Source organism: Streptomyces sp. NPDC111520 (assembly GCF_055635295.1).
This window is the reverse complement of the sequence record NZ_JBVKBW010000021.1, coordinates 1-12,639: the sequence shown is the minus strand read 5'-3', so window position 1 is coordinate 12,639 and position 12,639 is coordinate 1. Positions and strand designations below refer to the sequence as shown.

At 74.3% G+C, this 12,639-nt stretch carries 13 protein-coding genes; 6 read left to right on the top strand and 7 right to left on the bottom strand.

The genetic code is table 11. From position 1 onward, the window contains the following. Positions 1–147 precede the first annotated feature (147 nt). The 3 genes from ACZ7MY_RS35280 (at position 148) to ACZ7MY_RS35270 (ending at position 4,833) form a co-directional block, all read left to right on the top strand. Entirely contained in the window at positions 148–2,589 is a 2,442-nt protein-coding gene (locus ACZ7MY_RS35280; RefSeq protein WP_499608300.1) for a SpoIIE family protein phosphatase, read from the top strand. A 508-nt stretch (positions 2,590–3,097) separates the two neighbouring features. Continuing rightward, entirely contained in the window at positions 3,098–3,682 is a 585-nt protein-coding gene (locus ACZ7MY_RS35275; RefSeq protein ID WP_499608298.1) for a TetR/AcrR family transcriptional regulator, read from the top strand. A 173-nt stretch (positions 3,683–3,855) separates the two neighbouring features. Beyond that, the gene (locus ACZ7MY_RS35270) at positions 3,856–4,833 is read left to right on the top strand and encodes an AraC-like ligand-binding domain-containing protein (protein WP_499608296.1); all 978 of its coding nucleotides are present in this window, start codon (positions 3,856–3,858) and stop codon (positions 4,831–4,833) included. Between the two features lie 30 nt (positions 4,834–4,863). Here ACZ7MY_RS35270 and ACZ7MY_RS35265 read toward each other — a convergent pair whose 3' ends face one another. Both ACZ7MY_RS35265 and ACZ7MY_RS35260 read right to left on the bottom strand, forming a co-directional pair. Next, positions 4,864–6,261 (bottom strand): MFS transporter, encoded by a 1,398-nt coding sequence (locus ACZ7MY_RS35265; RefSeq protein WP_499608293.1) that lies wholly within the window; start codon positions 6,259–6,261, stop codon positions 4,864–4,866. 63 nt (positions 6,262–6,324) lie between these two features. Then, entirely contained in the window at positions 6,325–7,656 is a 1,332-nt protein-coding gene (locus ACZ7MY_RS35260) for a PP2C family protein-serine/threonine phosphatase (protein ID WP_499608290.1), read from the bottom strand. A 40-nt stretch (positions 7,657–7,696) separates the two neighbouring features. Between ACZ7MY_RS35260 and ACZ7MY_RS35255 the strand changes: the two genes are divergently transcribed. Continuing rightward, positions 7,697–7,882, top strand: coding sequence for a hypothetical protein (locus ACZ7MY_RS35255; protein WP_499608549.1), 186 nt, complete (start codon positions 7,697–7,699; stop codon positions 7,880–7,882). Positions 7,883–7,930: 48 nt separating this feature from the next. Here the strand turns inward: ACZ7MY_RS35255 and ACZ7MY_RS35250 are convergent, their stop codons facing one another. The 4 genes from ACZ7MY_RS35250 to ACZ7MY_RS35235 all read right to left on the bottom strand — a co-directional run bounded on the left by ACZ7MY_RS35250 (position 7,931) and on the right by ACZ7MY_RS35235 (position 10,403). Next, the gene (locus ACZ7MY_RS35250; protein WP_499608288.1) at positions 7,931–9,229 is read right to left on the bottom strand and encodes an erythromycin esterase family protein; all 1,299 of its coding nucleotides are present in this window, start codon (positions 9,227–9,229) and stop codon (positions 7,931–7,933) included. 4 nt (positions 9,230–9,233) lie between these two features. Then, a complete protein-coding gene (locus tag ACZ7MY_RS35245; RefSeq protein ID WP_499608287.1) occupies positions 9,234–9,422 on the bottom strand; it encodes a hypothetical protein in 189 nt (62 codons plus the stop codon). Positions 9,423–9,518: 96 nt separating this feature from the next. Beyond that, positions 9,519–9,908 (bottom strand): hypothetical protein, encoded by a 390-nt coding sequence (locus ACZ7MY_RS35240; RefSeq protein ID WP_499608285.1) that lies wholly within the window; start codon positions 9,906–9,908, stop codon positions 9,519–9,521. Between the two features lie 126 nt (positions 9,909–10,034). Next, complete coding sequence (locus tag ACZ7MY_RS35235) at positions 10,035–10,403, bottom strand: hypothetical protein (RefSeq protein WP_499608283.1); 369 nt, start codon at positions 10,401–10,403, stop codon at positions 10,035–10,037. A gap of 225 nt (positions 10,404–10,628) precedes the next feature. Between ACZ7MY_RS35235 and ACZ7MY_RS35230 the strand changes: the two genes are divergently transcribed. Further along, a complete protein-coding gene (locus ACZ7MY_RS35230) occupies positions 10,629–11,042 on the top strand; it encodes a DUF3618 domain-containing protein (protein ID WP_499608281.1) in 414 nt (137 codons plus the stop codon). Then, entirely contained in the window at positions 11,039–11,305 is a 267-nt protein-coding gene (locus ACZ7MY_RS35225) for a DUF4235 domain-containing protein (RefSeq protein ID WP_499608279.1), read from the top strand. Before ACZ7MY_RS35230 ends, ACZ7MY_RS35225 begins: the two co-directional genes overlap by 4 nt. 380 nt (positions 11,306–11,685) lie before the next feature. On the opposite strand, the gene ACZ7MY_RS35220 is transcribed toward ACZ7MY_RS35225, so the two are convergent. Further along, a complete protein-coding gene (locus ACZ7MY_RS35220) occupies positions 11,686–12,306 on the bottom strand; it encodes an SMI1/KNR4 family protein (RefSeq protein WP_499608277.1) in 621 nt (206 codons plus the stop codon). Positions 12,307–12,639 lie beyond the last annotated feature (333 nt).

The following is a 12,639-nucleotide window of genomic DNA, read 5'->3' as shown; positions in this document are numbered from 1 at the left end:
GCCGGGCACGAGCCTGTGGGTCTCGGTAGCCTGAGGGGTGGTACGGCCTTGAGGCGGTCCTGCCGCAGGCGCCGCGACGGCAGCCGCCTCACAGGCGCCCGCATCCCGGGGCGACCGGGATCGTCACCTTGCGTGACAGGACTGAGCATGGGCAATCCCTCACAGGCTCCCTTCGGGCGGCACTTCACGGGAGCGTCCGGCGACGAGGACGTCGCCGGTTTTGTGCTGGACGACGAAGGCGTCGTCTCGGCGTGGAGTGCCGCGGCCGAGCGGCTCCTCGGCTTCGGGCCGGCGGACGTCGTCGGACGCCCGGCGGCCGAGCTGTGGCCGGAGGCCTTCGCCGGACGCACGGGGGACGCCGCAGCGCAGCCGTACGACGGGGGACGGCGCGCCCTGCTGACCCGGCGGGACGGGGAGCGCGCCGACGTCGTCCTCCACCTGTCGAGGTTGCTGGGCCCGGGCGGCCGGGACACCGGGGGGACACTGGCCGTCGTTGTCCCGGCGGCGCATGCCACGGCCGATGGACAGGCGATCCTGGAGGCCCTCTTCACCCAGGCGCCCATCGGCATCGCCGTCTACGACCGGGACCTGCGCTTCGTACGGATCAACGCCGCCCTGGAACGCATCCATGGGTTCCCCGGTGACAGTGCCCTCGGCCGTCCCGTCAGCGAGGTGCTGCCGGGGCTCGACGCCATGGCGATCGAGCGCAGGCTGAAGGGGGTCATGGACAGCGGCCGTCCGGTCGTCAACGCCGTCCACCAGGGTCGCACCCCCGCCGACCCGGACCGGGACCACGTCTGGCACGTCTCCTCGGTCGTGCTCACGGCACCGGACGGCGACGTCCTCGGCGTCACCGATCTGATCATCGACATCACCGACCGCCACCGGACCAAGGAGCGCCTCGCGCTCCTCGACGAGGCCGTGATACGCATCGGCACCACGCTGGACGTGCGGCGCACGGCGGAGGAACTGGTGGACGTGCTCGTGCCCCGGCTCGCCGACGTGGCGACGATCGACCTCCTCGACGACGTCATGGAGGGCGCGGAACCGGAACCGATGGGCTCGGGGCCCGTCGCGCTGCGGTCGCTGGCCCGCGCGGCCGTCGACCCGGACGTCGTCGCCGGGCTCCGGCGGCCCGGGGAGCTGCAGGACTACCCCACGGACTCGCCGCACGTGCAGAGCCTCGCCGACGGCCGGCCGCGGCTGATCCCCGCGGTGGGCCCCGGGGCCGGCCGGCTGCGGGACACCGCCGACCGGGAGGCCGGGGCGATGCCCGGGCACGGGATCGACTCCCTGATCCTCGTGCCGCTGCGTGCGCGGGACGCGACCCTGGGCCTGGTGCACCTGTACCGGGGACGCGAAACGGAGCCCTTCGAAGCGGACGACCTCGTGCTCGCCCAGGACATCGTCGCGCGTGCCGCGGTGTGCCTCGACAACGCCCGCCGCTACACCAACGAGCACACGGCCGCGCTCACCCTCCACGCGAGCATGCTGCCGCGCAGCGTCCCGGACCAGAGCGCGGTCGAGGTGGCGCAGCACTACCGGCCCTCGCGCGTCCACGCGGGGGTGAGCGGCGACTGGTTCGACGTGATCCCGCTGTCGGGGGCCAGGGTGGCGCTGGTGGTGGGCGCGGTGCCGGGCACGGGTTTCCAGGCGGCCGCGTGCATGGGGACCATCTGCTCCGCGATCCGCACCCTCGCCCAGGTGGATCTGACGCCCGATGAGTTGCTGGGCCAGATCGACGACATGGTGCCGCGGCTCCTGGAACGCGAACACGCCACCGGGTCCGCTCCGGTGGTGGAGGCCCTGAAGGGGTCCACCTGCCTGTACGCCGTCTACGACCCCGTCACGCGGCGGTGCGTCATGGCGAGCGCCGGGCATCCGCCGCCCGCGGTCGTCGGAAGGACCGGGGACGTGCTGATCCCCGAGGTGCCGGTCAACAATCCCCTCGGCCTGGGGGACCCGGTGTTCGAGCCGCTGGACCTGGAACTGCCGGAAGGCAGCACCCTGGTGTTCTCCAGCCACAGCCTCCAGCGCCCCACGGACACCTCCGAGACGCTCGCCGCCCGGCTCAGCACCGTCGTCGCCGACCGGGGCCGCCCGATCGAGGAGATCTGCCGCGCCATCTCCGACCTGGTCGCCGCCCACCTCACGGTGGAGGACGGCCTGGCCCTGCTGCTCGCCCGGACCCACCCCCTGGACCCGGGGAAGCTGGCCACCTGGACCGTTCCCCCGGTCCCGGCGGCCGTCGGCGACATGCGGTCCCTGGTGCTGCGGCAGCTCGGCCAGTGGGGGCTGGAACACCTGGCCTTCTCCACCGAACTCATCGTCAGCGAGCTGATCACCAACGCGATCCGTCACGGGCAGGACCCGATCCGGCTGCGGCTGATCCTGGACCGCACGCTCATCTGCGAGGTCAGCGACACGGCGAGCACCTCGCCGCACATCCGCCGGGCGGCCACCACCGACGAGGGCGGCCGCGGGCTCTTCCTGGTGGCGCAGTGCTCGCACCGCTGGGGCACCCGGTACGCCCTGGTCGGCAAGACGATCTGGGCCGAGCAGACCCTGGAGCCCGTCCCGGCGGCCTGACGCGTCCGGCACCCGGTCGTCACTCCGCGCGATTCACCCGTTCGGCGGCCTCTTGGTCGCGGTTCCGGTGCGACCGGCGTCTCCTGGACGCGACCGCATCCGCGTTCGAGTGGGAGGTCGCCGATGTACGACATGCGCGCCGAACCCATAGCGACGGAAACCGGATCCGCCCAGTTGTGGCATGTTCTCCGGCTTGACGGAAGCGCCTTGTGCGGCCGTGCGCTCGCCGCCAGGTCCGTCCCCGCCCCTGATGACGACGACTGCCGCGACGAGTACTGCACCCCGTGCATGACCGCGGTGGCCACGGCGGCGTCCCGCCGCGGCAGGCTCCGCCCCATGGTCTGATGGTCTGACCCTGCCGTGCGCACACGCTCCGTGCCGGCGGAACTGCCGCTGCGGCACCGGGCGTTCGGCGCACGCACCGGAAAGCGGACCGTGAGGTCCGCTACGATGGGCACCCCAGCGGGGAGACCGAACCCCCACCGACCGCAGACAGGCCGCCCGCCCCATGAGCCCCACCCCCACCCCCGACCCGGACCCCGCCCGGCCGGCGTCCGCCCCACCACGACGGGCGGACGCCCGCCGCAACCACGAACGGGTGGTCGCCGCCGCGGTGGACGTCTTCCGCGAACGCGGCACCCTGGCCACCGTCCCCCAGATCGCGGCCCGGGCCGAGGTCGGCAAGGCGACGGTCTACCGCAGTTTCCCCACCAAGGAGGACCTGCTGGAGACGGTCACCCGGCTGAGCCTGGAGGAGCTCGGGCGGCGCACCGCGGCGGCCCAGGACGCGCCCGGCCCCGACGAAAGCTTCCGGCGGCACGTCCTCGCCCTCTTCGACGTGCTGGCCCACGACCGCCTGCTCGCCGAACGGCTGGCGGACGGCGCCTCGCCGGCCGCCGTGTCGGTCCTGGAGTCGCTGACCGGTGCCATGGAGTCCGCCCGGGCGGCGGGGGCGCTGCGCCAGGACGCCACCCCTCTGGATCTGCGGGTGCTCCTGTGCGGCTCGGCCCTCCAGTTGGTGCGGCTCGAGGAACGCGACCCGGCGGTCTGGCACCGCTACGCGGACATGGTGCTGCGCGGTCTCGGCCACTGAGCGAGGCGCGGGGGCTCGCCCGGCGGGCAAACAGCCCGCAATATTCCGGCCCTCGGCTCCCGGACCGTGCCGCGGGGATTTATGGTGCGAATGTCGGATGTATCAGATGATCCGATGGCCGCGTGCGCAGGAGGCGCCGCGGCCCCGTGCACTCCAACTGACGCCATGGCACCGTGATCGAGGCATTCCACACCGAGACGATTCCCCCCGACGAGCGGGCGGAGTACTGGCGGGACGCCGTCCAGCAGGCCTTCACGCGGTTCGAGATCCGGACCCACGACGAGGGGGCGGTACGCGGATCCCTCTGGCTGGCGTCCGTCGGCGCCGTCCACGTGGGCCACGTCGAGGCCGGTCCCCAGCGGATGACCCGGACGCGGGGGACCATCGCCAACGACTCCGGCGCCACGCTCATCGTCAGCCTGCAGGAAGCGGGGAGCAGCGTCGTGGCCCAGGACGGCCGCGAGACGCTCCTCTCCTCCGGGGAACTCGTCCTCGTCGACTCACGACGGCCCTTCCTCCGCGACTTCCCCGGCGGTTTCCGTCAGAACATCGCCGCCATACCCCTGGAGATGCTCGACGTTCCCGACGCGTACCTGGCCCGGGCCATCGGCCGGGCGTACCCGGCGACGCACGACATCGGCGGCATCCTGGCCTCGTTCGTGAGCAGGCTGGCCCTGGCTGCGGAGTCCGACGCCGATCTGTCGGGCACGAACCACCACCTGGAGCGGGGGATGGTGGACGTCCTCACCGCCCTGGTGGCGCACGAGGGGCGGCTCGACGCCGATGTCTCGCCGACCGCCGAGGAGACACTGCGGCTGCTCGTCGGCGACTACATACGGACGCACCTCGGTGATCCGGCGCTCTCCCCGGCCGTGATCGCGGCCGCCCACCACGTCTCCGTGCGCTACCTGCACAAGCTGTTCCAGGACGAGGACCTGACCGTCGGCCGGTCGATCCGCCGTCAGCGGCTGGAGGCGTGCCTCGACGACCTCGCGCGTCCCGAACTGGCGGGTCTGACGGTGGAGACCATCGCGCGGCGGCGGGGTTTCGCCGGCCCGGCGCAGTTCAGCCGGATCTTCCGCGCGACGTACGGCGTGTCCCCGGCATCGTGGCGCCACATGGCGGCCGCCGGGACCCCACCGCACGCTTGACCGGCGTCCACCACGACGCGCCGCCCCGGCCTACGCCTGCGGCACCACTCCGTCCGCCGGGGAGCGGGCGGTCCGGGGCTCGCGGTCGTCGGGCGTCTCCTCGGCGCGGCTGAGCGCCGCGTTCCTGGTGTCGGGCATGAGGACGTACGTGACGAGGGAGACGAACGCGCACGCCGACACGTACCAGAAGAAGGCCGACTCGTGGCCCGCGTCCTTGAACCACAGGGCCACGTACTCGGCGGTGCCGCCGAACAGCGCGTTGGCGATCGCGTACGGCAGCGCCACGCCCAGCGCCCGCACCCGGGTGGGGAACAACTCGGCCTTCACGGCGGCGTTGATCGAGGTGTAGCCCGTGACCATGACGAGCGCGGCCAGCGTGAGCCCGAGCGCGGGCCAGTACGAGGAGGCCGAGCCGAGCGCCGTCATGATCGGGTAGGTGCCGAGGGTGCACCCCACCGCGAAGGTGATCAGCAGCGGCCTGCGGCCGATCCGGTCGGAGAGCGCCCCCGCCAGGGGCTGGAGCAGCGCGAAGACGGACAGCGCGGTGAAGCTCACCAGGGTGGCGGTGTTCTTGGCCATGCCGGCGCTGCCGATCAGGTACTTGGTGAGGTAGGTCGTGTACGTGTAGTACGCCACGGTGCCGCCCAGGGTGAGCGCCATGACCAGGAGTGCCTGGCGCCGGTGCTCCCACAGCAGCCGGAGCGAGCCCCGGGCGTCGTCCCCGGACCCGGCCTCCTCGGCGAAGGCGTCGGTCTCCTCCAGGCTGCGCCGGATCCAGAAGACCACCACCGCGAAGACCGCGCCCAGGGCGAAGGGAACGCGCCAGCCCCACGTGTGCAACTGGGCGTCGGTCAGCACGTGCTGGAGGATGATCAGGACCGCCAGGCCCAGCAGCTGACCGGCCGTCATCGACACGTACTGGAAGGACGAGCCGAAGCCGCGCCGGTTCCGGGCCGAGGCCTCGGTGAGGTAGGTCGCGCTGGCCGCGTACTCGCCGCCGATGCTCATGCCCTGCAGCAGCCGGGCGAACAGCAGGACGAGCGCTCCGGCGTAGCCGGCCTGCCCGTACGTCGGGGCGACCGCGATCAGCAGGGCGGCGACCGACATCATGGTGACGGTGAGGGTCAGCGCGCTCTTGCGGCCGTGGCGGTCGGCGGCGCGGCCCAGCACCCAGCCGCCGACGGGGCGCATGAGGAAGCCGACCGCGAAGATGCCGGCGGTGTTCATCAGCCGGGTGGTCGGATTGCCGCCGGGGAAGAAGGAGTCGGCGAAGTAGACGGCGAAGCCGGCGTAGACGAACCAGTCGTACCACTCGACGAGATTGCCCAGCGAGCCTCCCACGAGGGCGAGGCGGCGCTTGCCGGGCTTCCGGGCGGACGGGGGCACGGGCGCGGGCGTGGGTGCAGGCGCAGCGGGGGTCGGCGGCATGGGCGGCTCCATCGGGAAAGCCCCGGACGGGGACGAGGTACGGCGCCCGGGTCTAACGTCCCGCTACGAATCCGGGTCACGGACGACGCGCCGTGCGACGGCCCGGGGAGCGGCGTCGACGTGGTCGCGTTCCCGTTCCCGTACGTGGTGCACGGGGTGGTCGCCGATGAGCTTGGGCGAGCGCTGGATCACCACCATCGCCGCGTCGTCGCGCAGCGGCCCGCCGACGTGGCGGACCAGGTCGTCGCGCAGGTGCCGGAGCAGTGCCTCGGGGCCGCTGCCGCCCCACAGGGCGACGCGCTCGGCGAGCGGGTAGAAGGAGCCGTCGGGTGACCGGGCCTCGAGGACGCCGTCGGTGTGCAGCAGGAGGGTGTCGTCGTCCTCGAAGGTGAAGGTGTCGGTCGTGAAGTGTTCCCTCGGCAGTCCGCACATGCCCAGCGGCGGCGCCGGGTGGACGGCGTGGAGGGTGCGCACCTCGCCGTCGCGCAGCAGGAGGGGCGGCGGATGGCCGCAGTTGATCATCCGGGCGCCGGCGTCCTCGTCCTCGATGTCGAGCACGAGCGCGGTGACGAAGTGCTCGCTGAACTCCCCGGCGACCTCGTCGGCGGGCCGCCGGGCGCGGCCGGGCGGCGGCCCTGGGGCACTGGCGGGCACGGCGGCCCCGGCCGGCTCCGCGTCGCCGGGGTCGTCCGTGCGCGCGGCACGTTCGGCGTGTTCCTCCGCGTGCTCGGCCAGGTGCCTGCAGATGCTCGTCTCCAGGCTGTCGCCGAGGTCCAGGAGGTCGGCGCAGCGGTGCGCGGCCTCCCGGAAGGCGCCCATCAGCGCGGAGGCGTCCCCGATGGCCGTCAGGCCCTTGCCGCGGACGTCCCCGATGATCAGGCGGGTGCCGGAGCCTCTTCGGGTGGCCGCGTAGAGGTCGCCGCCGATGTCGGCGTCGTGCTCCGCCGCCAGGTAGAGCGAGGCGATACGCAGCGGGCCCATCCGGTGCGGCAGCGGGCGCAGGACGACGCGCTGCGTGGCCTCGGAGACGGAACGTACGCGTTCCAGTTCCCGCCTCCGGCACTCGCGCCGGCGGCACATGCCCACCAGCAGCACCGTGATCACGGCCAGGGCGACGATCTGCGCCTGGTGGTTGCCGGTGAAGCCGCCGCGCAGCACGGAGATCAGCGCCTGCGCGGCCACGGCCAGCCCTCCGATGACCGCCGTGAGCCCGGTGCCCGCGAACCACGGGGTCACGGCGGGCGCGACGACGAGCAGCGGCCCGAGGTGCACGTTGCTGGGTGCGACCAGGTCCGCGGCGGTGATCGCGACAATCAGGCCGAGCGGGATCGACACCAGCGCGTGGCCCGGCTGCCACGGCTGCCACAGGTCGGCGATGCGACGCTGGAGACCCATATGTGCCGTTTGCCCGGTATGACGGGAATGACGCGACCCCGTGGGCACGGGCCGGGCCCCGCCGCCGGGGTCGGCGTCGGCGTCCCGGGGCCTCCAGGCCACCAACGCCGCCTCCTTCGTCGCCGCCCTCGGCGTGTACGCCGTCACCGCGCGTCTCGGCGGCCATCGCGCCGGGCTCTGCGCGGCCGGGCTGTGGGCGGTGTGGCCCGGCTCCGGCACCGAGTGATCCGCCCTTACGTCCTGTGAAAGACGCGGGGGCGGCGCACTATGCAGGTCAGGACTGTGACGCGGGCGGCGGCAGCGGCGTGGAGCAGGTCGAGGTCGCCACGTAGGCGAGGCCGTCGTAGTCCTCGGCCGGCACGACGGTGACCGGGGTGAGACGGTCGATCCCGCGAGGCACCAGCGCGCCGATGGACCGTGCGGGAAGGCCCTCGGCGAGCCGTCGCCGTACGTCAGGGCCGGTCTCCGCCGCGGCCCGCAGGTCCACGAGGTGGTCGCCGGGGTGCGCGGCGGCGAGCAGCGCCTCGAGGGAGCCCGGTGGCGGGGGGCCGATCCGGTGGGCGACGGGCGGCCGCGGACGGGCCGCGCCCCAAGGGCCGGGCCGGAGCCTGCGGGCCCGGAAACCGCCCTGGCCGAACAGCAGGGCGAGGGCGTAGTAGGCGTCCCCGTACCGGGCGTGGAGGTGCCGGCCCAGGGGTGCGGGGCCGCCGTCGTGGCGGGCCTTGGCGATGTGCGCGTTGTGGGCCCAGAGCACGATCCGGGCGGCCGGGTCGCGCAGGACGTCGTCGACGGCGTCGGCCATGTGCCGGTCGCGGGCGGCGACGGTGCGCTCCGGGTCCCGGTGGCGCCGGGGCCGGGTGACCAGGTCGGCCGCCCGGACGAGGATCCGTGCGTGCCGGAGCGGCACGGCGGCCATGGGCGCGAGCCCCCGCACCAGTTCCACCAGCGCCTCGGCGTCGCGCATGAGGCGCTGCCGGGGGTCCGGCGCCGATCCGGGGGCGGCCGCGGCGAGCGTGCCGAGCGCCGAGCGCAGCCACGCGACCCGGTGCGGAGCGGTCCGCAGCAGGAAGGCTTCGAGCAGCCCCAGGGAATCACCGCACCGCTGCGGGTCGATGCCCACGAAGCGCACCCGGCCGTCCTCGGGCCGCGTCCCGTTGTGGGCGCGCAGCCACTCCAGGGTGGAGAGCACCTCGTGGGTGCGCCAGATCCAGAACCCCAGGCCGCCCAGCGCGGCCACGGGGTCGCCCACGCCCCGCCGCACGCAGGCGTCGACGGCGGGCCCGGCCGACGCACTGGCCTCCATCGCCAGGACGGAGAAGCCGAGTTCGGTGACGAGGAACTCCAGCAGTCGGTGCTTGAGCCGGAAGAACTCGCCCGTGCCGTGCGTCGCCTCGCCCAGGCCCACGATCCGCACCCCGCGCAACGACCGTTCGAGCGGCCGCAGGTCGTCGAACGGAGCGCCCGCGTCGAGGCCGTTCAGCGGCAGGACGTCGCGGGCCCGCCAGGCCGCGGGTTCCGGGTCCTCGGGCGGCGGGTGTCCCGGGGGCCGATGCACCGGGGGCCGGTCGGACATCGTGTCAGACCGGTATCCCCTTGCGGGAGCGGCGTTCCAGCGTGCGCCGGCGGCGTTCGGCCGCGACGGCCCGGAGCCCTTCCTCCCGGCGCTTGTTGTACCCGGGGGGTTCCACCGTGAAGAGACAGAGGCCGCACACGTAGCCGCCCTCCGGTCCCTCGATCACGGGTTCCAGGCAACGCTCACAGTCCATCGTGCAGTCGTACCGCATCGGGAGGGTCGCGGACCAGCGGTTCCGGCGGGATCGCGGTGCGGGCGGGGTCGCGGTGCGGCGGACGAGGCGTAGGGGTCAGAGCCTGACGCTGCGCCGGCTGACGGGGACGCCCTCCCCGTCGACCCAGCCGAGGACCAGCCGGCGGAACTCCGTGTGGCTGATCATGCGGGTGGTGGTGTCCGCGGAGCCGCACTGGGCGCCGATCTCCCGGCCAGGGCCGTCGTACGCGCCGTCGTCGGTGGCGAGGTAGAGGCAGCCCGGGTCGTCGACCTCCTTGGTGACGAGGGCGTCGACCTCCCAGCCGCGCCCGGCCCGGTGGACGGTGATCACGGCGTGGCCGACGCGCCCGGAGTCGTACACGGCGAGCCGCACGCTCCGCCCGCCGTCACGGTGCGGGGTCCAGCCGTCGGCGGCACGGACGGAGGGCGTCACGGCCAGCAGCATCGCCGCGGACAGGACGGACACAGCGACAGGGCGCACACGCACGACGGCCTCCGGTTCGGACGCGACGGCCACCGGTCGGCGGCCGCCCCCATCCAAACCCCGGGACCCGGCAAGGGCCCCGGCGCGGCACGCCGGGCGGGCCCGCGATCACTCCGCTGGCCGCTCCCCCGCCGTACGTGCCATCAGCACGAGCGCGGCCGTCCCGGCGAGGGCGGCGGCCGTGCCCGCGGCGCGGAAGCCGCGCGAGGAGCGCCAGGACAGCACCGACCAGCGCGACTGGGCGGACAGCAGTGAGCCCAGGCTCAGCCAGGAGCCGCCGGACAGCAGGGACAGGGCGGAACCGACGGACCCGGCGGACAGGGCGCTGCCGACCGAGCCGACGGACAGCACCGAGCCGACGGAGCCGATGGAGAGCACGGAGCCCACCGACCCGATGGAGAGGACCGAGTCCTGCGACCAGAGGGAGAGCGTGGAGCCCGCGCAGGAGGCCGACGGCGGCGTGGAGGAAGTCTTCATGGCCCCCATCCTGCCGAACCCACGGCCCACGCACATCGTCTGAGGTGCCGTCAGGGACGTGATCACGCGTGAGCCGTGAGGTAGCGGGAAGGCGCGCCAGTGAGGGGCGGCGAGCACGCCGGGCGGACGGAGGCAGGTGGAGGCCCTGGTCGTCCCGCCGGCGCCGGAGGCCCCCGTCGAGAACGTCAGGACGGACATGGCGGAACTCAGGGAAAGGGCACACCGATGACGAGCGACAAGTCACCCACGACCGACGACCTGCGGGAGCGGGTCGAGGCGACGCGCGAGGAACTGGGCCGCACCGTCGCGGCGCTGACGGCTAAGACCGACGTCACGGGCCGCCTGGCGGAACGGGCGGGCCAGGCCGGCGCCAAGGCGCACGAGGCGGCCTCGCGGATAGGCGAGCTGGTCCGGGAGAAGACCCCGGGCCCGGCCCGGGACAAGGCCGTGAAGGCGGCCGGGCGGTTGCGGCTGCGGGCCGCGCGCACCGGGCGGCTCGCCCGCGCCAAGGCACCGGCCGTTCGGGCGCAGGCCAAGCAGGCCGGCCGGGCCGCCCGGGCACACCGCGGGCCGCTGCTGGGCGCCGGCGCGGCGATGGGGGTGCTGCTGCTGGTGCGCCGCGCCAGGAGGCGCGGGTGAAGGCGTCCACAATCGCCTACAAGCCCGTGGGCATGACCCTGGGCGCGGTCTCCGGGCTGATCGCGGGCGCGCTGTTCAAGCGGGCGTGGAAGACCCTCGGCCGCGAACAGGACGCCCCCGGCGCCACCGACGAGGACCGCTCCTGGGCGGAGGTGCTGACCGCGGCGGCGCTGCAGGGGGCGATCTTCGCCTTCGTCAAGGCGGCGGTCGACCGCGCGGGCGCGACCGCCACGAGGCGCCTCACCGGGGTCTGGCCCGGTTGAGGCGCCGCGGGGGTTGACGCTCCCCCACGCGTCGAGGCCGTCACGGGCCGGGTCCCACGCGGGGATCGAACCCCGCATCGAGGCCGACGTCGTGGCCGGGACTCCCGCACTGGTCGGCATCGCGGCCGGCGCACGGGTCGGGGCACCCGTCGTGGTCCCGGCTCACGCGCCGGTCGGGGCCGAGCCTCGTGCCGCCGGGCTCACGCGCCGATCGAAGCGGGTCCGCCGTCACGCCGCAGGCAAGCCTGACGCACGCTGCGAGACCGCGCGTCGTGGCCGGGGCCGGTGCCGGTGCCGGTGCCGGAGTCGAGCCTCGTGCACGGGTCGTGGTCCGCGGCCGCGTACAGGGCGCGGCACGCGCACGCGTCGGGGTCCGGGGGTCACGCCGTGCCGGTGGACTCGCGTAGCCACGCGTCGTACCAGGTGGCGAAGGTGAGCGGGGTGCCGTCGGGGCCGAGGGCCGGGCGGAGGTCGAGGTCGTCGGTTCGTTCGTCGTCCCAGATCTGACCGGCCGCCGGGCCCGAGACCACCAGCCACTGCCGCAGCGCGCAGCCCAGGTGGCACAGGCAGATGGCGCCCACCGTGCGGTCGTCGCCCCACAACAGGGGTGCCCAGCGCTCGTCCCAGGCCTCGTAGGCGGCGTCGAACTCCTCGATGTCCTCGAAGTCCTCCTCCTCCGGACAGGCGGCAGCCATCGCGGCGAGTTCCGCGGCCGTCACCCGTGTCATGGGGAACGGTTCGGCCAGCCGGTCCAGGTCCGTGAGGTCGGCGCCGTCGCCGTGCCACGCCCAGCGGCCGTCCGCACCGCGCCGGACCGGGAACACCCCGTAGGCCGGGCCGGACCCGCCGGCGCCGACGAGGAGCAGGAACCGCCGGTACTCCTCGGGCAGGCGTACGCCGATCTGCTCCTCCAGCTCGGCCAGTTCGCCGGGTGTGAGCGGCTTCTCCAGCCCCGTCACCCGCTTCCGCAGCCCCGCCCACCGATCGTCCGCACCGCTCATGGGGCCGGAGGCTAGCAAACGCGGCCGGACGGCCGGAGAGCAGCCCGGAGGGAGTCCGGTGGGTCAGCCGGACCGCCGGCGCCGCCGTTCGCGGGGGCGGATCGGGGGCACCCGCGTCACGCAGTCGGAAGATGGCGGCCGGGCACCGGGACCCCCCTCGCCTGCCGGTGCCCGGCCGCAGGCCTGTCCGTGACGGCCCCCGTCACGGGGCGTCCGGGCGCGGTGCCCCGTGACGCGCGGGGGGGTGCCTCTATGTCCTTCGTCAAGCCTGTGCTGGTCACGCGGTGGCTGTTGCGGATGGGCGCGGTTCGTAGAAGGTGCCGTCGCGGAGCA